Origin of the sequence: Mucilaginibacter sp. PPCGB 2223 (assembly GCF_001705515.1) — a bacterium.
GTDB lineage: Bacteria > Bacteroidota > Bacteroidia > Sphingobacteriales > Sphingobacteriaceae > Mucilaginibacter.
In genome coordinates, this window is record NZ_MDJS01000001.1 from 2,333,620 (window position 1) to 2,354,669 (window position 21,050).

The following is a 21,050-nucleotide window of genomic DNA, read 5'->3' on the forward strand; positions in this document are numbered from 1 at the left end:
ATTAGATCCCCGCTACTGTTTTAGTTTCAACTTCGATTCCGGGAGACATAGTCGAAGAGATGTGAATACTCTTGAAATATGTTCCTTTTGCTGCTGATGGTTTTAATTTTGAAATGGTTTGGATAACTTCCAAAGCGTTTTCATAAATTTTTTCAGCAGGGAAAGATACTTTTCCTATTGAGGCATGGATGATACCGGTTTTATCAACCTTGAAATCGATCTTACCACCTTTTACCTCGGTCACAGCTTTACCAACTTCGGTAGTTACTGTACCCGATTTAGGGTTAGGCATTAAGTTACGCGGACCAAGCACACGGCCTAATCTACCTACCTTAGCCATAACGCTCGGCATAGTGATGATAATATCAACATCAGTCCATCCACCTTCAATCTTGGCAATGTAATCGTCCAAGCCTACATAATCTGCACCTGCGTCTTTGGCTTCCTGCTCTTTGTCAGGAGTACAAAGTACCAATACACGTACAGTTTTGCCGGTTCCATGAGGTAAGGTTGCAATACCACGCACCATTTGATTGGCTTTACGCGGATCGACACCTAAACGAACATCTATATCAACTGATGAATCAAACTTGGTAGTCGTAATATCTTTTACCAAAGCCGATGCATCCTGTAAAGAATACGCTTTATTAACCTCAATCTTGGAGAGTGCCGTTTTTTGATTTTTTGTTAATCTTGCCACTGTCTTAAACTGATTTTAATGAATTAATTATTCCAGGGCGCTGTACCAGAAACGGTAATTCCCATACTGCGTGCGGTACCGGCAACCATTTTCATGGCCGACTCTACTGTGAACGCGTTCAAATCTGTCATTTTATCTTTGGCGATTGTCTCAACCTGTGCCCAGCTTACGCTCGATACTTTTTTACGGTTGGGCTCTGCCGAACCACTCTTTAAACCTGTGGCTTCCAGCAACTGGATAGCAACGGGTGGAGTTTTGATGATAAAGTCGAAAGATTTGTCGACATACACGGTGATTACCACCGGTAACACTTTACCTGGCCTGTCTTGGGTACGGGCATTAAACTGCTTGCAAAACTCCATGATGTTTACACCTTTAGCACCCAGTGCCGGGCCTATTGGTGGAGATGGGTTTGCTGCGCCGCCTTTAACCTGTAGTTTTACTAACGCACCTACTTCTTTTGCCATTTTAATTTACTTTATTTAATACTCAATGTTAGTAGTGGAAGCTATGTAACATTTGCCTTTGTGAGTGGTGAGTTGTGAATAGCGAGTGATTAGCTCTTTAATTCTCAAATCATCACACCTTTATATTTTTTCGTTGGCTGTGGCTGCAAGTAATGATTCCCTACTCACTATTCACCACTCACCAAACTATTCTTTCTCTACCTGCATGTAATTCAATTCGAGCGGTGTACGGCGGCCGAATATCTTTACCATTACTTTCAGTTTCTTTTTCTCCTCGTTCACTTCTTCGATAACACCGCTGAAGCCATTGAACGGACCATCCATTACCTTCACGTTTTCGCCGATGTAATAAGGTACGTTCATGGTTTCGCCCTGTGCGGTCATCTCGTCAACCTTACCTAAAATGCGGTTAACTTCCGACTGGCGCAACGGGATAGCGTTACCTGCTTTATCGCCCAAAAAACCGATCACACTATTAATGTTTTTAATAATGTGCTCCAACTCACCATCAAGCGCTGCTTCCATCAACACATAACCAGGGAAGTAGTTACGCTCTTTGGCTATTTTTTTACCGTCGCGCATCTGGTAATATTTTTCCATCGGTATTAACACCTGTGGTACCAAATGCGAAATGCCTAAACGATTAATTTCGGCATCTATATATTGTTTAACCTTTTTTTCTTTACCGCTAATGGCTCTCACCACGTACCATTTCAATTGATCTGTCATCTGCATTAAAATATTACGCTAATGATTTATAAAAATAATGTAACGCATTGCCAAAGAGCGAATCCATGGCCAGGATGATCAGCGCTATAATAATAGCAGCAACCAAAACCAGCACTGCGCTGCTTTGCAATTCGCTCCAGGTTGGCCAGGTTACCTTCTGGGTCAACTCTTCGTACGATTCTTTGATATACTCAGTTACTTTAGCCATTTTGTTTCTTCTCTCTCTGTAGCACGGGAACAAGGATTCGAACCCTGATCAAAGGTTTTGGAGACCTCTATTCTACCGTTGAACTATTCCCGTTTATTATTTTTTGGGCGATCATCTATTAGAGCAAAAGTACCGGGAAGCTTTCCCGGTACTTTTTGCACTAAAAATTAACCGTTCCTTATTGCCTTAAAGGCAAATGGTTTATTTTAAAATTTCAGTTACCTGACCAGCGCCAACGGTACGGCCACCTTCGCGGATAGCGAAACGTAAACCTTTTTCCATTGCGATAGCGTTGATCAATTTAACTGTAATTGTTACGTTATCACCTGGCATAACCATTTCTACACCTGGTTCCAACGAGATCTCGCCGGTAACGTCGGTAGTACGGAAATAGAATTGCGGACGGTATTTGTTGAAGAATGGCGTGTGACGACCACCTTCTGCTTTCGATAATACGTAAACTTCGGCTTTGAAATCGGTGTGAGGAGTTACTGAACCTGGTTTGCAGATAACCATACCACGACGGATATCAGTTTTCTCAATACCACGTAACAATAAACCTACGTTGTCACCAGCTTCACCACGATCAAGGATCTTGCGGAACATCTCAACACCGGTTACGGTTGATTTTAAGTTCTCAGCACCCATACCCAGGATGTCAACAGGCTCGCCAGAGTTGATCACACCACGCTCGATACGACCGGTTGCTACAGTACCACGACCAGTGATCGAAAATACGTCTTCAACTGGCATCAGGAATGGAAGATCAGTTAAACGCGGAGGGATTGGGATGTAGTTATCTACAGCATCCATTAACTCCATGATTTTACCAACCCATTTTGGATCGCCGTTCAAACCACCTAAAGCCGAACCTTGGATTACAGGGATATCGTCGCCAGGGAATTCGTAGAATGATAATAACTCACGAACTTCCATTTCAACTAACTCTAATAATTCCGGATCGTCAACCATGTCAACTTTGTTCATGAAAACAACAAGTGCAGGTACACCTACCTGACGAGCCAACAGGATGTGTTCGCGGGTTTGTGGCATCGGACCATCAGTTGCAGCAACTACGATGATAGCACCGTCCATCTGAGCAGCACCGGTAACCATGTTTTTCACATAGTCAGCGTGACCTGGACAGTCAACGTGAGCGTAGTGACGGTTAGCTGTTGAATATTCAACGTGAGCGGTGTTAATGGTGATACCACGTTCTTTTTCTTCAGGAGCCGAGTCGATCGAATCGAATGAACGCGCTTCTGATAAACCTGCATCAGCCAATACTTTTGTGATAGCTGCGGTAAGGGTTGTTTTACCGTGGTCAACGTGACCGATAGTACCGATGTTTAAGTGCGGTTTACTGCGGTCAAACTTTTCTTTTGCCATGATCTATAAATGTTTGTTGGTTAATTTTTATTTTAAAACTGTATAATTTATACTACTAATGTATAAGTTGAGCCAACAATGGGATTTGAACCCATGACCTCTTCCTTACCAAGGAAGTGCTCTACCCCTGAGCTACGTCGGCTTATGTTTTTGGCTCAGTAGTTCACTTGTTGATTGGTTCATTAGTTTTTAAAACCGCTGAACTAATGAACTGATAAACCAATGAACCAAGCTGGAGCGGAAGACGAGGTTCGAACTCGCGACCTATAGCTTGGAAGGCTATCGCTCTACCAACTGAGCTACTTCCGCTTTTGTTTAGCCCAAAGTCCTGAGTCAGGAGCCCTGAGTTTTTGACTTCGGACTTTCGACTCAAGACTTTTGACTTAACGTGTGGGGGGAGAAGGATTCGAACCTTCGTAGCCGAAGCAACGGATTTACAGTCCGTCCCATTTGACCGCTCTGGTATCCCCCCAATCTTGATTTCGGATTTCGGATTTACAATTTCGAATTCAAACCCGCATGAGGAAGAACCCTAAATCGAATGTTCGAAATTCGAAATTAAGAGAGCCTCCTATCGGGATCGAACCAATGACCTACTGATTACAAGTCAGTCGCTCTACCAGCTGAGCTAAGGAGGCAAAGTTTTTTAAGAACAATTCCATTTTGGGTTTATGCTGCGGTGCGTCGAGCACCTCTCCAAAAGGGATTGCAAATCTACAAAATATAATACCTCAACAAAATATTTTTTCAAAAAAAAATCGGCGGGTATTTTGCCCGCCGATTTCTTTGAAATTTTATGTATTTAAAGGGTTTCTTCTTCCAGTAAGTTTGCCGCAACATGGCGGTTTGCGCTTTGCAGGGCACTATCCTTTTTCTGTTTATGCTTACCTATCTGCTTAACGAGCGATTCGATGGCCAGATCAGTAGCTTCTTCGAAGGTTTTGCACTGCTGCTTGGCGAATAGTTGAGTACCCGGCACCAACAGCTTGATCTCCGTTATCTTATTATTCTCATCTTCAACATTTTCGAGCTTCAAATAAACTTCACCACTGATGATCTGATCAAAAAACAGATCGAGCTTATCAGCTTTTTTCTGAATAAAATTCAACAACTTTTTGTCGGCGGTGAAATGGATGGACTGCACTCTGATTTTCATGTTCTCTCCTTTTTTAGGCCTTTGGATGGGCCAGTTTGTAAATAGACTTTAATCGCTCAACTGAATTATGTGTATAAATCTGGGTGGCGCTGAGATTGGCGTGCCCCAGAAGCTCTTTGATCGAATTGAGATCGGCGCCGTTATTGAGCAGGCTTGTTGCAAAAGTGTGCCTCAACACGTGCGGGCTCTTTTTATCCTGGGTTGATATGTACGATAAATACTTTTGCACAACGAGGTAGATCATTTTCGGGTAGCCGTCGGCTCCCTTATTTGTAACGATCAACGTTAAAGAATTGTTATGAAAATTTTCACTTTTCTTTAACTCCAGGTATTTGATCAGCAAAAGCTTTAATTCGTTATTGATGGGTACGATACGCTGTTTGTTGCGCTTACCCAATACTTTGACGGTGCCGGCATACAGGTCGACGTCGGTCTCCTTTAAACCGACCATCTCGGCCAGGCGTATGCCGGTGCCGAACAGCATTTCGATAATGAGTTTATCGCGAACGCCCGTGAAGCCTTCGTCAAAAACATCGCTGCTTTGCAGCAGGTTTACCACCTTATCTTCCTCAACAACAACCGGCAGGCGTTTGGGTACCTTGGGAGCCTGGATTTTCGAAGCCGGGTTAGTGCTGATGATACCTTCGCGCATGAGAAATTTAAAGAAAGTGCGTAACGAGGCTATCTTACGATTGATCGTCTTTGCGGTTGTTTCCTCGTTCATCAGCTCAACAATCCACTCGCGGATATCGCTGTAGGTTACCGCGGCAATGTTTTCGAATAAAAGTTCTGTTTTAAGTTTGACCTCATCGGCTGCGAGGTCTCGCTGCCCGGATGCGGCAGTGTGGGTAAAAAATTGTTTCAGATCGTTTTGATACGCAGTAACCGTATGCGGTGAGAACCTTTTTTCGAACTGCAGATACCGTATAAAACGCTCTAAAACCATAAAAACTATTTGCGCATCCAGAATATGAATGTACAAATAGTTTTAATATCGTGTTAGGAAAAAATTAATTTTTTGCTTGCGCTACAAAATTAGTTTCCTTCGGTGTTCAAGCCTTGTTTGTAGATGGCATGCTTGATCTCGGTACGACGGGTAACCGATTTCTTTTCGAATGCCTGGCGGCTGCGCAGCTCTCTTAAAACGCCTGTTTTTTCAAATTTCTTTTTAAAGCGTTTCAGTGCTTTGTCTAACGATTCGCCTTCTTTTACGTTGATAATGATCATAAGTTCCTACAAATACCTCCTTTCAGGGACGGCAAAGGTAACTAAATGTTTTGAAAATCAAAAGGCTAGAAAGGAATAATATATTAAAAAATTAACGGCAGAGGAACGACTTACCATTTTTGTACAGTATACCGATATTGCGCGCCTAAATGACTTAACGTTAACGTGTCGCGATCTGCTGCCTTATGCACGGTGTCTCCCGGATGCGCGACATGATCAAACCACTCCGTTGAATTAATGCTTTGTGGAATGATACGATACTCCTTTTTGTTCACAGTCAGCATTATATAATCGCGATATCGATAAATGGTATCAATAGCACCGTCTATTTTATCATGATGAAATTCTGAATATTTTCCCCTTCGCGATAAAATTAAAAATCCAGCAAATAATATGATAAAAACACCAAACCCGCTTACACGTTTCATAACACTAATATAGTATTAATTTATGGTGTTTCCCTGCGGGCCGCGATTTACGCTCATACTACACGGGCATTAGCCACAAGGCTGGTATCCGCTGCCATCCCTAACGCAAAAAAACAAAGCGTCATTGCGAGGCACGAAGCAATCTCTATGCTATACAGGTCCGATTTTAAATCATCGATTGTCCTAAGTAGAGATTGCTTCGCTACCGCTCGCAATGACGCGTGGTGAGTTATAATAAGACTTCTTATCGCAGCACTTCCCTGCCAATCACTATCTTCTGTATCTCCGATGTGCCTTCGCCGATGGTACACAACTTGGCGTCACGGTAAAATTTCTCAACCGGGAAATCCTTGGTATAGCCGTAACCTCCGAAGATCTGCACGGCATCGTTGGCCGTTCTTACGGCCACTTCCGATGCGTAGTACTTAGCCATTGCGGCCTGTTTGGTCATGTTGAGTCCGCGGTTCTTCATATCGGCGGCCTGCATAATCAGCAGTTCGGCGGCTTCTATCTCGGTTGCCATGTCAGCTATTTTAAATGATATCCCCTGGAAGTTGGCAATAGGCTGGCCGAACTGATGACGCTCTTTGGCATATTTCACCGCTGCTTCAAAAGCCCCTTTGGCAATACCTAACGACAATGCCGCTATGGAAATACGGCCGCCATCCAGCACTTTCATGGCTTGTTTAAAGCCTTCGCCTTCTGCACCCAGCAGGTTGGCTTTAGGTACACGGCAATTATCAAATATGAGCTCCGTAGTTTCGGATGCGCGCATGCCCAGCTTGTTCTCTTTTTTACCGTGGGTAAAACCCGGCGTACCTTTTTCGATAACTAAGGCAGAGATACCGTGCGAATCGCCTTTCTCGCCGGTGCGTACCATCACTATGGCTATATTGCTCGATTTACCGTGCGTTATCCAGTTCTTCGACCCGTTAACCACATAATGGTCGCCATCCAAAACGGCGGTGGTACGCATGTTCAGCGCGTCCGATCCGGTATTGGCTTCCGTCAGCCCCCAGGCGCCTATCCACTCGGCCGTAGCCAGTTTGGGCAGCCAGCGGTGTTTTTGCTCTTCGTTTGCAAAATTTAAAATATGCCCGGTGCACAGCGAGTTATGCGCCGCAACCGACAGGCCGATCGAACCGCAGACTTTAGCGATCTCCACAATAGTCGTCACATACTCAAAATAGCCGAAACCCGAGCCGCCGTACTCTTCAGGTACCAATACGCCCATTAAACCCAGTTCGCCCAGTTGCTTAAATAACTCCACGGGAAAATGCTGTGCTTCGTCCCACTCCATTACGTGCGGACGGATATTTTTTTCGGCAAAATCTTTTACCATCTGGGCAACCATACGCTGGTTATCGCCTATCGAAAAGTCGTACCCGGTGGATACTTCGGCTGGAAAACTCATAATTGAATTGGTTATTTACTATGCAAACATAGTAAATAAAAATGGGTGCAGCGGGTTCAAAAACCCTTAAAATGATAGAATAAAACGGTTTTTGGTATAAATTATGGGTTTAATTGAAAAGGATTGATACGATAATGCCTCGAGAGACTGAAAAATATTTTTTTTTAAATAGCCAGGGAGGATTGAAAAATGAAAAACATCTTCAATATTTAAAATATGTTGTATTTGGGCGTTGCCTTCGGCCGGGCTATCCCTGCCCGTCCGGCAGGCGGGCGCTCATACGCCTTCAGGCCTTAGCCACGTTGGCCGGTATCCCTGTCTGCCAACAGGCAGGCGCTCCTATTCCTAACGCGGGCGGTTGGGTCGGGACCAGAATCAGAAACACAAAAGATACTTACGGACTTGCGGACTTCGGACTTGCCGTCTACCTTAATACCTCGCCAGGGTAATGATATGATCCGATATCGGGCTGATCTTTTCTTCGCCGTTTAAAAAGCCAAGACCAATCACAAAGCTAAAGCCGGCTACATGTCCGCCCATTTCCTGTATCAGCTCGCTGGTAGCTGTAACGGTGCCTCCGGTAGCCAATAAGTCGTCGTGAATAAGGATATGCGCGCCGGGTTCGAAAGCATCCGTATGCAGCTCTATAGTAGCCGCACCATACTCCAACTCGTAAACCTTACGTTTAACCGTGAATGGCAATTTGCCCGCCTTACGCACCGGTATGAAAGGGACGCCCAGGCGCATGGCCAGCATCAAACCAAACAGAAAGCCGCGGCTCTCCACCCCGGCAACGGCATCAACGCGTATGCCCTGCAACCGCTCAGCGAAAGCGTCTACAATGTTCTGGCAAAGCTGGTGGTCTTTCAGTATCGGGGTTACATCTTTAAACATGATACCCGGTTTCGGGAAGTCGGGTATATCGCGGATGGCTGCTTTTACTTGTTGCTCTATCATTTGAAGGATAAATAGGGCGCAATTTTACGCAAAATTTCGTCATCGAGTATGGCTACCTGGTGCAAATCTTCTACCGAATGATAATTGCCATGCTGCTTGCGGTATTCGACGATAGCGTTCATTTGTTTAAAATTGAGATATGGAAAAGGGCGCAGGTCATCAACCGCAGCTGTATTGATTGCGATCTTTTTGATATGCGCTGCATTAACTGACACATGCGGTGCCAACTCGTGGTACTTTGCCGTATCAATCCCATAAATCTCCATCAACTGTTCCTTTTTGATAAAACCGCCTAACTGGGTGCGGTATTTGACGATGCGCGATGCAAACCCGGCTCCTATACCGCGTACCTGCGTAAGCCTTGCCGAATCGGCCGAGTTGATCTCGATGATCTCGTCGGTCTTTGTGCTTATAAATTGGTCCGGCAAATTGATATATGGCTCAAGTCGGTTGTAATCTTCGGCCGTAATAGAATAGATTTTTTGAAGGTCGGTCTTGGTATAGAACCTGCCGCCTTTGGCCTCGTAGTTTTTTATTATGGCTATCTGTTTGGTACTTAAACCTAATTTGGCCCATTGCCCGGCAGGCAGGTTATTCGGGTCGAATTTGAATAGTTCGGGATGTGCATTACCGGCGTCGTCGGCTGCAGGTTTATCCTTCAATTGTGCAGCTAAGGCATTAAATTCTTTAAGGTCCATCACCGGCTCGTGATGAAACCGCTGCCAGATATAGGGCGCAGCAATAATGAGGCCGATAATGATGAACATCACTACCATACCGTTCCACTCCTTTTTTGTTATCTCAAAGTAACTTCTAAGCCGCTGTTTCATGCAATGCCCTGCAATTAGCCAAATAATAGATATTTTTGTGCGAACAACACACCCATGAAGATAATAACCCGCGCCGAATTTGCAAAAGCCACCAAATTAGATAAGTTACGATTGCCTGGTTTGGCGGCCTTGCTGATGGAGGTGATGAAGATAAACCAGGTAAACGAGCTTTTTGCTGCTGCACAACCAAAGCAAGGCCCCGAGTTTGTGGATGCTATTTTAGAGGGTTGCGGCGTATCGATCGATTTTGACGAAAACGAGCTGAAAAACATTCCCACCGAAGGTGGTTTTATAGCCATCGCCAACCATCCCTACGGCGGTATCGAAGGCATGGTGTTGCTCAAACTGCTATGCATGGTAAGGCCCGATGCCAAGCTGATGGCCAACTTCCTGCTAAAAAAGATCCCTAACCTGAGCAACTATTTTATTGCGGTAAACCCCTTCGAGAACATCGAGCATTCATCCAGCATCAGCGGCATTAAAAACACGCTCGAGCTTTTACAGAACGGTACGCCCATTGGCATCTTCCCGGCCGGTGAGGTATCCACCTTTCATTTCGAAACCCAACAGGTGACCGATAAAAAATGGCACCCGGTTGTAGGCAAGCTTATCGCCAAGGCTGGTTTACCCGTAGTACCCATCTATTTTCATGGCAACAACGGGGTATTGTTCAATTTGCTGAGCATGATCCACCCGAGCCTGCGCACGGCCAAGCTGCCTTCGGAGTTGTTCAACAAACAGGGGCATACCATTAAGCTGCGCATCGGCAAACCCATACAACTTGCCGACATCCCATACAACGGCAACACCACCAAACTGCTTAACTTTTTAAGGGCGAAAACGTATGCCTTAGGCGCGGGATTGGAAGATGACAAACGCCTGTTCAGAAAGCGCCGTAATATCTTTAAGATAAAAAAACGCCCCCAACCCGTTATTACCGAGACGCCTGCCGCCATTTTAGAAAAAGAGGTTGACGCTCTGCGCGATGAGCACAGCGTTTGGGTAGAAAAACAATACGAGGTTTTCATCACACCAACATCGACCATTCCAAACGTCATCCGCGAAATAGGCCGCCTGCGCGAGATCACCTTTCGCGAGATTGGTGAAGGCAGCAACAAAAGCATCGACCTCGACGAATACGATATTTACTATAACCAGCTTTTTATCTGGGATAACGAGGCTAAGATGATCGTCGGCGCGTACCGCATCGGCCTGGGCGATGAGATATTCTACAGCCTGGGCAAAAAGGGTTTCTATACGGCCGAACTGTTCAAGATCAAAGGGCAGTTTACCCCGGTATTGAAGCAAAGCCTCGAACTTGGCCGCTCGTTCATCCGTAAGGAATACCAGCAAAAGCCGCTGCCCTTGTTCCTGCTATGGAAAGGCATTTTGAAATACCTCATCGATAATCCGCGGTACCGTTACCTTATCGGGCCGGTAAGCATCAGCAACAGCTTCTCAAAATTCTCCAAGTCGCTCATCGTCGACTATATCTACCGCAACCATTTCGACCACGAAATGGCGCAGTATGTAAAACCTCACAAAAAATTCAAGGTCGATCTGTCGCACATCGATACCGACCTGCTTTTAGAGGGCGAGGAAAGTTTCAAGAGCATCGATAAGCTGATTGACGAGGTAGAAACCCGCACCCTCAAAGTACCGGTACTGCTGCGCCAGTACATCGCGCTTAACGCCAAGATCATCTGCTTCAACATCGACCCTAAATTTGCCGACTGCCTGGATGGCTTCCTGGTGCTCGATCTGGAAAAGGTGCCCCATGAGATGCTGGAGAAACTGGGGAAGAATCTTTAACCCCTCCCGTCCCCTAAAGGGGAGGCTTTTGAAAATCATATTACCATAAAGGCCCGGTTGAATCTCTCAACCGGGCCTTTATATTTTTAGAACCCTCTCCTAAAGGAGAGGGTTGGGTGAGGTTTAGAAGCTATACCGTACGCCCAATTGCATTTGGTAACGCGAAGTCAACAGGTCAACCTGGTATGGTACGCCCGGATCGGTCCAGGTGTAGGTTGGATATGTTGTCGGGATGTTAGCAAAAGCAGGGGTTACTTTCGGAGCCAAACCTATACTTGCTGTTGAGTTGAACGTGTTCGACGAGAAGTAGTAGTGTCCCCAATCTTTATTCAACAGGTTGGTCAGGTTAATGATGTCGTAAGTAATGGTAATAACTTGTTTGTGTTTGGTACCGAAGTTGAAGTCCTGAGTGAAGCGGAAATCCAGATCGGTGTTCCATGGTGTGTGGGCAGCGTTACGCTCTGTAAACTGGCCGCGGCGCGAGCTCAGGTACGGGTTGCTGTCGATATACTGATCGAAAGCTGCCGCCATTGCTGTTTCGGCCGCCGATGGTGTAGTAGGTGTTGTGCTGAACAATTTGATGGTTTCGCCTGCGTTCGGGATGTAAGCTACGTTGATCTGTTGGCCGGTGCCGTCGATAGCGGTGTTATAGAAACCGTAAGTATACGGGTTACCCGATTGAGCGCTGAAGAAGAAGGTAAAATTTGATACCAGGCTCTTGGTAGCACCCCATGCCAAACGGTAGTTAATAGTTGAAACGATACGGTGACGGATATCAAAGTTCGAGAAAGCTTCCTGCGGATTATTAGGGTTGGCGGCCTGGTTTAACTGCCAGTTCGACTCCATCGAGTTACGGATACCGTTGGTTACGTCTTTCGATTCGCCATAGGTATAGGCAACGTTGGCATCTAAACCGCCAATGGTTTTAGCAACCTGCGCGGTAATGCTGTAACGGTGACCCTGGTTGGTGTTCGATAATTCGTAAGCGTTGGTAAAGTTAGCCGAAGGCTTGGTGTTTACAAATATCGGCTGCTGGTGCTGGGTATCGTATGGATAATAAGCGACCTGGTCGGTAGTGTTAACCTGCTGGAACTTCAGATCGCGGATAACGTCGGTATAGATACCTTCCAAAGTAAATCTCCACTGATCGGCAGTTTTAAAGTCAACCGCTAAGTTGCTTCTCCAAACCTGTGGCATTTTAAAGTTGTTATCGATCATATCCACCTGGGTAGCGCCGGCGCTGTTGGTAGTCTGCCCCTGCTGGTTAACAAAACTTAAACCGCCGATAGGCGAAGCATGGATCAGGTCGCTTGGCAGGAATGGGTTGAAACCCGTTTTTTTATCATAAGCACCAAAAGTGGTACCGTTGTTGTAGAATGCATAACCAAACCATGCAAATGGCACGCGGCCGGTGAAGCTGCCGGTTCCGCCGCGCAGGATCACGCTCTGATCGCCGTTGATATCGTAGTTGAACGATACGCGTGGGTTGATCTGGGCGTTGCCTAAATAGTTGTTTTTGATATCGGCAGGTTTAGTGTAAGTAAAGGTTGTACCGTAGTTAGGATCGGCAGCAGCGCTGGTAGTTTTAGCAGCTAAAGGTTGCTTTGTCGGGATATCGGCATAATCCAAACGTATACCTGCGGTAATTTTCAGGTTATCGGTAGCCTGGATCTCATCCTGAGCATAAGCGCTCCACAGGTTAACATTGAACTGAGCCGATGGGTTGGCCAGGATGTTATCTCGGGTGTTCGACTGGTAATCCGAATAGTAGTAGTTAGCGCGTACACGCGAAGGTACGAATGCTGTTACGGTAGCGGGGTTCGAGTTGTAAACGCCGGTAAATTTATCGATGCTGCCAAAAGCTACACGGCCGTTCCACGCGTTTACGAAGTTATAAGTGATATCGTAAAACTCATTGTGTGTACCAAAAGTGAAGTTATTGATGCCTTTGGTCCAGGTTAAGTTATCGGTAAACTCTTTTGTTTTTTGGTGCATATCAAAAATAGCGCCTTCGCGGTCGGTACCCATAAAGATGGTAGTACCAGGGGTGCGGCCGGCAATTTCGATCTGCGGTAACGACGGATCAGAGTTTGGCGAGCGGTAATCGTGAACGTTTGAGTACCCTAATACCAGGTTATTGTGTAGGTTGTTTGATATCTGCGATTTTAACTCGGCAACAAACGAAGTTGAGTTGTTGTTCGAGGTATAGTCGATGCCGCTGAAACGGAAATTGGCACCATCGCGCTCTAAGTTAGTTGCTTGCGAAGTGATGGTGTTGTTGCGCAGGGTAAGCTGGTTTTTATCGTTGATGTTCCAGTCTAAACGATTAAAAAACTTGTTCGAGTTCGAGAAGATCGTGGTATTATCATAAGTGCCTGGGCTTATACCGCCTGTATATGCAGTAAAGGCAGTTGCAAGGTCTTTAGCATCCTGTAAAGAAAGGATAGCGGCCGAACCGGCGGTACCTGCGCCACTGATCACCGGATCCTGGCGGCGTGAGATCTCTTCGTTGGTAAAGAAGAACAATTTATCTTTGATCAACGGGAAACCTACGCGGAAACCTGCGTTATAATCGTGAAATTCGCTTGGCTCACTGCCGCCGTCACCGCCCGAAAGAACAGGAGCGTTGTTCGGGCCAACCATAAAAGCACCGCGGCCATAACCATAAACCGAACCGGTAACAGTATTTGTACCGCTGCGGGTAACCGCATTGATCGAACCGCCTAATACGTTACCGATCTTGATATCGTAAGGAGCAACTAAAACCTGTACGTCCTGGATAGCGTCTAACGATACCGGGCTGGTACGGGTACTGCTGCCTACCGAACCGCTTTGGTTGGTTTGGCCACCCAGCGAAGGGCTGAAACCGATAGCATCGTTATTGATGGCACCGTCTAACGTTAAGTTATTGTAACGGAAGTTGGTACCCTGGAACGAGTTGTTGGCGCTTTGCGGCGTAATACGGGTAATATCGGTCAGGCTGCGGTTGATAGCCGGTACACGGCGTAATTGTGCCTGGCTAACATTGGTGCCTGCACCATTCTTGGTGGCGCCGCCAACTACTGTAACCGCTTTTAACTCGGTAGTGGCATCGGTCATTTTAAAGTTATAGGTAGCGTTCCCTAAAGTGATGGTGAGATCGGTACGCTCTTCCTTTTTAAAACCGATAAAGCTGGCGGTAATTGTATAAGGGCCGCCCGGATTAACGTTGGGGATAGAGTAACGACCATCAATGTTGGTTTGGGCACCATAATGCGTACCCGTGCTTGTGTTGGTTACATATACAGATACACCTGGCATTGCCGCGCCTTTTTGGTCGACAATTTTACCACTGATGGTTGCGCTGGTGATCTGTGCATTTGCTACACCGGCTATAGCGAGGATGATGCCGGTTAACATTAAGATGTAAAGCTTTTTCATTTATGGTTTGATTTTACCACAAAGGTTGCCTTAACACATTAAGTCTATGTTAACGGTAGATTATTTTTAGAGGAAATTGATAGCAGGATTTTAATGTAATTTCAATATCTTGTTTACATTAATTTAACACAGCTTTTCTTTACCCGCAATAACTACTTACTACCCACTGCTTATCAGTACCTGATCTTCAGCCTGATCAGTATAAAATGCAGCAGCCAGACAGGGCCAATGAGCAGGAATTTGATATCATCAAAGAACGAAGGTTTTTTACCCTCTATTTTATGACCGATGAACTGCCCTATCCACGCCGCGACGAACAGCACCAGGCACGATAACCACAACGCCGGGCCGCCGGTTTTGGCCCATTGCTCTAAAACGATGATCATATAAGTAAAACCAAACACAATCAGCAGCATAAAATACGACAGGATGGGCGAAAGCTTATAGTAATAGTAGATTGAAAACGCGATCAGGAACGAGGCCCAGTTTAAAAAACCGTTATACTGGCCCAAAAAGTTAAGATGCGGAAAAGGTATGGCCCATATCAACCCCAGTAAACTAAATACAATGGTCGGCACGCATATCCAGTGGATCAACTCATTGGTTTTGTTCTGATGGCTCTCGGCATATTTGTCGAAGTAAATATCGACAGGGCGTTTCGCTGTATCGGTCTGGGCGGGTTTGTTCTTTGCGGCCATTACAATTGGTTTGGGATCGTAAAATTACAGAAAAAATTTCAGGCGGGCTGCGACTTTATTTGGCCTTCGCTTTATGATTCCTGCCACGGGGGCACATGGGTATTTATGGGTATTTTTGCATCACTTCAGGCTCTAACCCTTTCCATTCGCGCTAAACGCACTTCAATATTTCACCCCCATCAGGCACTTGGGTATCATATGGGAGTTTATGGGTATACCCATATTTTGCTTTCTGTTTATCAATTTCTCAGAAAATATCGCGTTTCACATTCCTACAATTTACGCATAAATCCTGTCTTATCCAAAACAAAGCCCACAAAAAAGCCCGGCTTACACCAGGCTATGAATATTTTCACAAAGTCTCCCCTACCGGGGGAGATTTAGAGCGTGCTGGCTGCTACTTCGCAAACGCTACCGACCGGGTTTCCCTGATCACCGTAACCTTGATCTGGCCCGGGTAGGTCATCTCGGTTTGGATACGGTTCGAGATATCGGCAGCCAGTATTTCCGACTGTGCATCGGTTATCTTTTCGCTTTCAACCACCACGCGCAGTTCGCGGCCGGCCTGTATAGCGAAAGTCTTTTCAACGCCCGGGTACGATAGCGCCAGTTCTTCCAGCTCTTTCAAACGTTTGATATAGCTTTCAACCACCTCGCGGCGTGCACCCGGACGCGCGCCCGATATCGCATCGCAAGCCTGGATGATCGGCGATATCATCGAGGTCATCTCGATCTCGTCGTGGTGAGCACCTATGGCATTGCAAACTTCGGGGTTCTCTTTATATTTCTCGGCCAGCTGCATACCCAAAATAGCATGCGGCAGTTCCGGGTTGTCATCAGGCACTTTGCCAATGTCGTGCAGTAAGCCTGCGCGTTTGGCCAATTTTACGTTCAAACCTAATTCTGCTGCCATGGTAGCGCAAAAGTTGGCAACCTCGCGGCTGTGCTGCAGCAAATTTTGCCCGTACGACGAACGGTAGCGCATACGGCCCACCATCCTGATGAGCTCGGGGTGCAGGCCGTGGATGCCCAGGTCGATCACGGTGCGCTCGCCTATCTCCACGATCTCTTCTTCTATCTGTTTTTTAGTTTTGGCAACCACCTCTTCAATGCGCGCCGGGTGGATACGTCCGTCGGTTACCAAACGGTGCATAGCCAGGCGGGCTATTTCGCGGCGAACCGGGTCAAACCCCGAAAGGATGATCGCTTCCGGTGTATCGTCAACAATGATCTCGATACCTGTAGCGGCTTCAAGCGCACGGATGTTACGGCCTTCTCTGCCAATGATACGGCCCTTAACCTCATCGTTATCGATGTTGAAGATCGAAACCGTATTCTCGATAGCGCTTTCGGTAGCGGTACGCTGTATAGTTTGGATAACAACCTTTTTAGCTTCCTTAACCGCGGTCAGTTTGGCTTCATCAACAATGTCCTTGATCTGCATCATGGCCTTGGTGCGGGCTTCTTCGCGCAGGTTATCTACCAATTGGTTCTTGGCTTCTTCAGCCGAAAGGCCGGCAATATTCTCCAACTGCTCAATATGCTGGCTTTTCAAAGCCTCAACCTCTTCCTGCTTTTTAAGGGCAAGCTCAGTTTGTTTTTCGAGGTTTTTACGAACGTTCTCCAATTCCTGGTCCTTACGGTTAGCGTTCTCCAGTTTCTGGTTAAGCGATTGCTCTTTTTGTTTAATGCCGTTCTCGCGCTGGCTTATCGCATTGTTCTTACCGCTTATCTCCTGCTCGTGCTCGGCCTTCATCTGCAAAAACTTCTCTTTTGCTTCCAGCAAGCGGTTCTTTTTGAGCAATTCGGCTTCGTTCTCAGCCTCTTTTAAAATCTTTTTAACTTTATTTTGAGCGGCTGCCTCCTGGTCTTTAAAAAGCTTCCGCAGAAAGAAGCGGCCTATGGGAACGCCTGCTCCAACGCCTACCAGCAGCCCGATAATTAAGTATAGTATATTATTCATGATATAATTGGTGTAAATAAAAAAACCGCAACTAAATTTTTAAGCTTCATGTATTATTAAACTTCGATTAAATAGCCGGAAGTTAAGCCATCGCCAGATTTTTATTACTAAATGGCGTACGCTTTCTCACCTCCTTTAATATTGAAGTGTTAAGTTTTTAAATAGTGAAACTTAAAAAAATTTAACTGCGGTTAAATCTTTATTTGCTCGTTTATATGTATAAAGAACGTTACTGCTTCGAAAAAAACTCGGTTAACAAGTGATCAAGCTGATACACTTTCTCCGCTACCTGCGTATCATCGGCACCAACGCGTTTTTCGGCCTTTAACGCCGATGTTGCGAAGTGCAGTACACACATGGACAACAGGTCCTGTTTATCTTTAACCGCGTAATTTTCCTGGTATTCTTTTACCCGGTCGTTGATCAATTTAGCCGCTCTACGTATTATTTCTTCCTCTTCCATGTTTACCTTTAAAGGGTAAACTCTGTCAGCAATATTTATTTTTATGGAGATTTCTCCCATTGAGCTATTTCACTTATTCCTCCGTGTTACTTTTTGAGCAACACAATACATTTATCTATTTCCCGCACAAATTCGTTAATTTTTTGCTTGATGTCAAGGGTTTTTTCATTTGTTTCCGAAAACGACTTGGCAAGCTTCACTACACGAAGCTTCTCATCAAACTCTTTATTTTTTTCTTTGCTGATGTTCAGGGCTACTTTTAACGATTCATTTTCCAGTTTTAACAGATCGTTTTCTTCCTGTAACGCCGCGCAAAGCTCTATCAGTCTTTCTGTTTTTTCTACAACTATGTCTAATTGCTCAGCTAATACAGCCATTGTTGGTATTCGTTATTTTGGTTATTTGTTATCAGGTACTGAGCTATCAGTCAAATTTTATTTTTTATTCAGTTAACAAATATCCTAATAAATTAACATTATAAAAAATTGGACAGACGAAAGTTAATGCGATAGGTTAATGTATATGTCCCATAAAGGCAATATCAGTGAATTAATGATATTGACGTTTATTTTAATTGATTTAAATTCTCGCGAAGTCGCTAAGAGTAAGCTTTAAAAACTTTGCACCTTTGCGTGAATTAATAAGATGTTTTGGGCGTTGCCGATGGCCCGCGCTTTCCGCTCATACTGCACAGGCATTAGCCACAGGGCCGGTATCCGCTGCAATCGCTAACGCAAACCCCACAAGTCACTTTTTTAATTTTGAATTTTGCCTTTTGACTTCACTTCCGGATCTCCGCTCCTGCTTCCTTACCAAAATTGTAGATCAGCTTCTGCATAATGCCGTCAATGGCCTTATCGGTCAGGGTTTTTTCTTCATCCTGTATCACAAAACTCAACGCGTAGCTCTTTTTACCGGCCGGCAGCTTATCGCCAACATACACGTCGAACACATCCACGCTTTTCAGCAACTTGCGTTCTGTGCGCAGGGCAATTTGTTTTAACTGCTGGAAAGTCACGTTCTGGTCTATCAGCATACTCAAATCCCTGCTCACAGCCGGGAATTTGGATACCTCCTGATAAACGATCTTGTTCTTGCGCACCAGGTTCAATAGTACGTCGAAATTAAAGTCGGCATAAAACACTTCTTTATCTACGTCGGCTTTTTTCAAAGCGACTTTTGCCACCGCGCCGAAGTCCACCAGCACCTTACCGTTTTTAACGTATTGCAGGCCGTAAGCCAGGTTGGCGTTAGCAGTATCTTCAACAGTATAATCCTTTACATTCAATCGCGAAAGTAGGGTATCAACCACGGCTTTCAGGTTATAAAAGCTTACCGGTTTGGCTTTAACGTTCCAGCCGGCGGCATTGTCCACCCCGGTCATCAATACCGAAAAGCGCTGGTTCTCTACGTATTTGTCTTCTCTGGTGCTGTACACTTTGCCAAACTCGTATAGCTTCAAATCGGCGGCTTTACGGTTCTGGTTATAGGCGATAGCCTCCAGCCCCGAGTACAGCAGCGTCTGGCGCATAATATCGAGGTCGTTGCTTAGCGGGTTCAATATTTTCACGGCCTCGTCGATATTTTCGGCATAAGCAGCTTTGGTGAGCGAGTTGGCCAGCATTTCGTTAAAGCCGTTGGCGGTCAGCAGGTCGCTTATCGCATTCTGCACCGTATCCTTATCCGGCCTTACCGAGGTATTGAGCGATGCGCGGATCTGCGTCGGTATCTCTATGTTGTTATAGCCGTAAATACGCAATATCTCTTCAATCACATCCACATCACGGGTCACATCCACGCGGTACGGCGGTACTTTGAGCGATAAGCTTTCAGTGGTTTCGTGTACGATCTGGATGTCCAAAGCCTTAACAATACTTTTAATCATATCGTTACCGATGGCTTTGCCGATCAAGCGGTCGACATTTTTATAAGCCAGTTCCACCTCGAATGGCGCAACCGGTGCAGGGTACAAATCAACAATCTCGCTTGATACCTCGCCGCCGGCAACTTCCTGTACCAGCAGCGCAGCAAACTTCAGGGCGAACACCGGCATATCCGGGTCGGTACCACGCTCAAACCTGAACGAGGCATCGGTTTTCAACCCGTGCCTTTTCGATGTCTTCCTTACCGATACCGGGTTAAAATAAGCGCTCTCCAAAAATATAGCTTTAGTACCCTCACTCACGCCCGAAGCTGCCCCGCCAAACACGCCGGCAATACACATCGGCTCTTCGGCATTGCAGATCATCAGGTCATCAGCAAACAGTGTACGGTCAACGCCATCCAGGGTTTTAAATACTTTTCCGGCCAAACCGGTTTTAACAACCACCTTATTGCCTTTTATAGCGGCGGCATCAAAAGCGTGCAGCGGCTGGCCGAGGCCATGCAGCACATAATTGGTAACATCAACAATATTGTTAATACTGCGTATACCAATAACCGCAAGTTTTTCCGTCAGCCATTTCGGCGATTCTTTTACTTCGATACCCGATATCGTTACACCCGCATACCTTGGGGCGTCTGTAGCATCTTCAACCACCACTTCAACCGGCAGGCTTTTATTAACGATCTTAAATGCGCTTACATCGGGTTTTATAACCGGCAGCTTCAAAAACGCTGCAATATCCCTCGCCGTACCCAGGTGCGATGCCGCATCGGCACGGTTGGGCGTTAAGCCTATCTCGTATAAATAATCGTCGTTAAGTTTAAAGTAGTCTTTGGCTAAACTGCCTACAACGGCATCGGCATCGAGTACCATAATGCCGTCATGATCGGTGCCCAGGCCAATCTCGTCGTTAGCGCATATCATGCCCGACGATTCCTCGCCGCGTATTTTCGATTTATTAATCTTAAATGGCTCACCTGTGGTTGGATAAACCGTTGTACCCACGGTTGCCACCACCACTTTCTGCCCTGCGGCCACGTTCGGCGCACCGCAAACAATCTGCAGGTCTTCACCGGCGCCAACGTCAACTTTGGTGACGCTCAGGCGATCGGCATTAGGGTGCTGGTGGCGCTCTTTTACATAACCGATCACCAAACCTTCCAACCCGCCGGGAACAGCCTGTACTTTTTCCAGGCTTTCCACCTCCAGGCCGATGCCGGTAAGGATAACGGATATTTCTTCGGGAGTTTTATCGGTATTGATAAATTGCTTTAACCAGTTATACGAGATCTTCATTGCTTGCA

General features: G+C 45.9%; 19 protein-coding genes and 5 tRNA genes. 1 reads left to right on the forward strand and 23 read right to left on the reverse strand.

From position 1 onward, the window contains the following. Position 1: 1 nt before the first annotated feature. The 17 genes from rplA to BEL04_RS10200 all read right to left on the reverse strand — a co-directional run bounded on the left by rplA (position 2) and on the right by BEL04_RS10200 (position 9,505). Complete coding sequence (gene rplA, locus BEL04_RS10115) at positions 2-700, reverse strand: 50S ribosomal protein L1 (protein WP_066002937.1); 699 nt, start codon at positions 698-700, stop codon at positions 2-4. Positions 701-723: 23 nt separating this feature from the next. After that, positions 724-1,167 carry a 50S ribosomal protein L11 gene (gene rplK / locus BEL04_RS10120; protein ID WP_066002939.1) on the reverse strand — a complete coding sequence of 148 codons (444 nt, stop codon included), beginning with the start codon at positions 1,165-1,167 and terminating at the stop codon, positions 724-726. Positions 1,168-1,353: 186 nt separating this feature from the next. Continuing rightward, the gene (gene nusG, locus BEL04_RS10125; RefSeq protein ID WP_066003619.1) at positions 1,354-1,896 is read right to left on the reverse strand and encodes a transcription termination/antitermination protein NusG; all 543 of its coding nucleotides are present in this window, start codon (positions 1,894-1,896) and stop codon (positions 1,354-1,356) included. Positions 1,897-1,909: 13 nt separating this feature from the next. Next, positions 1,910-2,104, reverse strand: a complete 195-nt coding sequence (gene secE / locus BEL04_RS10130) for a preprotein translocase subunit SecE (RefSeq protein ID WP_066002941.1) — start codon at positions 2,102-2,104, stop codon at positions 1,910-1,912. Positions 2,105-2,126: 22 nt separating this feature from the next. Continuing rightward, positions 2,127-2,197: transfer RNA gene (locus tag BEL04_RS10135), tRNA-Trp, on the reverse strand. 108 nt (positions 2,198-2,305) lie between these two features. Continuing rightward, positions 2,306-3,493, reverse strand: coding sequence for an elongation factor Tu (gene tuf, locus BEL04_RS10140; protein WP_066002943.1), 1,188 nt, complete (start codon positions 3,491-3,493; stop codon positions 2,306-2,308). Between the two features lie 70 nt (positions 3,494-3,563). Beyond that, positions 3,564-3,635 (reverse strand) — tRNA-Thr (locus BEL04_RS10145). Positions 3,636-3,726: 91 nt separating this feature from the next. Beyond that, positions 3,727-3,802: transfer RNA gene (locus tag BEL04_RS10150), tRNA-Gly, on the reverse strand. An 82-nt stretch (positions 3,803-3,884) separates the two neighbouring features. Next, a tRNA-Tyr gene (locus BEL04_RS10155) sits at positions 3,885-3,965 on the reverse strand. Between the two features lie 93 nt (positions 3,966-4,058). Further along, positions 4,059-4,131: transfer RNA gene (locus tag BEL04_RS10160), tRNA-Thr, on the reverse strand. Positions 4,132-4,295: 164 nt separating this feature from the next. Further along, on the reverse strand, positions 4,296-4,649 hold the full coding sequence (hpf, locus tag BEL04_RS10165; RefSeq protein ID WP_066002947.1) for a ribosome hibernation-promoting factor, HPF/YfiA family: 354 nt from the start codon (positions 4,647-4,649) through the stop codon (positions 4,296-4,298). Positions 4,650-4,662: 13 nt separating this feature from the next. Then, entirely contained in the window at positions 4,663-5,631 is a 969-nt protein-coding gene (locus tag BEL04_RS10170; RefSeq protein ID WP_371327584.1) for a tyrosine-type recombinase/integrase, read from the reverse strand. Between the two features lie 53 nt (positions 5,632-5,684). Next, entirely contained in the window at positions 5,685-5,876 is a 192-nt protein-coding gene (rpsU, locus tag BEL04_RS10175) for a 30S ribosomal protein S21 (protein WP_066002951.1), read from the reverse strand. Between the two features lie 110 nt (positions 5,877-5,986). Then, positions 5,987-6,304, reverse strand: coding sequence for a hypothetical protein (locus BEL04_RS10180; protein WP_066002953.1), 318 nt, complete (start codon positions 6,302-6,304; stop codon positions 5,987-5,989). Positions 6,305-6,548: 244 nt separating this feature from the next. Continuing rightward, positions 6,549-7,718 carry an acyl-CoA dehydrogenase gene (locus BEL04_RS10185; protein ID WP_066002958.1) on the reverse strand — a complete coding sequence of 390 codons (1,170 nt, stop codon included), beginning with the start codon at positions 7,716-7,718 and terminating at the stop codon, positions 6,549-6,551. A 429-nt stretch (positions 7,719-8,147) separates the two neighbouring features. Continuing rightward, entirely contained in the window at positions 8,148-8,675 is a 528-nt protein-coding gene (locus tag BEL04_RS10195; protein ID WP_066002961.1) for an adenine phosphoribosyltransferase, read from the reverse strand. Continuing rightward, positions 8,672-9,505 carry a helix-hairpin-helix domain-containing protein gene (locus BEL04_RS10200; RefSeq protein WP_066002962.1) on the reverse strand — a complete coding sequence of 278 codons (834 nt, stop codon included), beginning with the start codon at positions 9,503-9,505 and terminating at the stop codon, positions 8,672-8,674. The genes BEL04_RS10195 and BEL04_RS10200 overlap by 4 nt, the downstream gene beginning before the upstream one ends. Before the next feature lie 54 nt (positions 9,506-9,559). Here BEL04_RS10200 and BEL04_RS10205 point away from each other — a divergent pair, with 54 nt between their 5' ends. Beyond that, positions 9,560-11,317 carry a lysophospholipid acyltransferase family protein gene (locus BEL04_RS10205; RefSeq protein WP_066002964.1) on the forward strand — a complete coding sequence of 586 codons (1,758 nt, stop codon included), beginning with the start codon at positions 9,560-9,562 and terminating at the stop codon, positions 11,315-11,317. A gap of 123 nt (positions 11,318-11,440) precedes the next feature. On the opposite strand, the gene BEL04_RS10210 is transcribed toward BEL04_RS10205, so the two are convergent. From BEL04_RS10210 to pheT, 6 genes are all read right to left on the reverse strand, one after another. Beyond that, positions 11,441-14,737, reverse strand: a complete 3,297-nt coding sequence (locus BEL04_RS10210) for a TonB-dependent receptor (RefSeq protein ID WP_066002966.1) — start codon at positions 14,735-14,737, stop codon at positions 11,441-11,443. Positions 14,738-14,910: 173 nt separating this feature from the next. Then, the gene (locus tag BEL04_RS10215) at positions 14,911-15,435 is read right to left on the reverse strand and encodes a DUF962 domain-containing protein (RefSeq protein ID WP_066002967.1); all 525 of its coding nucleotides are present in this window, start codon (positions 15,433-15,435) and stop codon (positions 14,911-14,913) included. Positions 15,436-15,832: 397 nt separating this feature from the next. After that, a complete protein-coding gene (gene rny / locus BEL04_RS10220) occupies positions 15,833-17,398 on the reverse strand; it encodes a ribonuclease Y (protein WP_066002968.1) in 1,566 nt (521 codons plus the stop codon). Positions 17,399-17,627: 229 nt separating this feature from the next. Beyond that, entirely contained in the window at positions 17,628-17,921 is a 294-nt protein-coding gene (locus BEL04_RS10225) for a cell division protein ZapA (protein WP_066002969.1), read from the reverse strand. Positions 17,922-17,947: 26 nt separating this feature from the next. Beyond that, entirely contained in the window at positions 17,948-18,238 is a 291-nt protein-coding gene (locus BEL04_RS10230) for a hypothetical protein (protein WP_066002970.1), read from the reverse strand. Between the two features lie 404 nt (positions 18,239-18,642). Further along, positions 18,643-21,042: a phenylalanine--tRNA ligase subunit beta gene (pheT, locus tag BEL04_RS10235; protein WP_066002972.1), complete on the reverse strand. Its 2,400-nt coding sequence runs from the start codon at positions 21,040-21,042 to the stop codon at positions 18,643-18,645. Positions 21,043-21,050 lie beyond the last annotated feature (8 nt).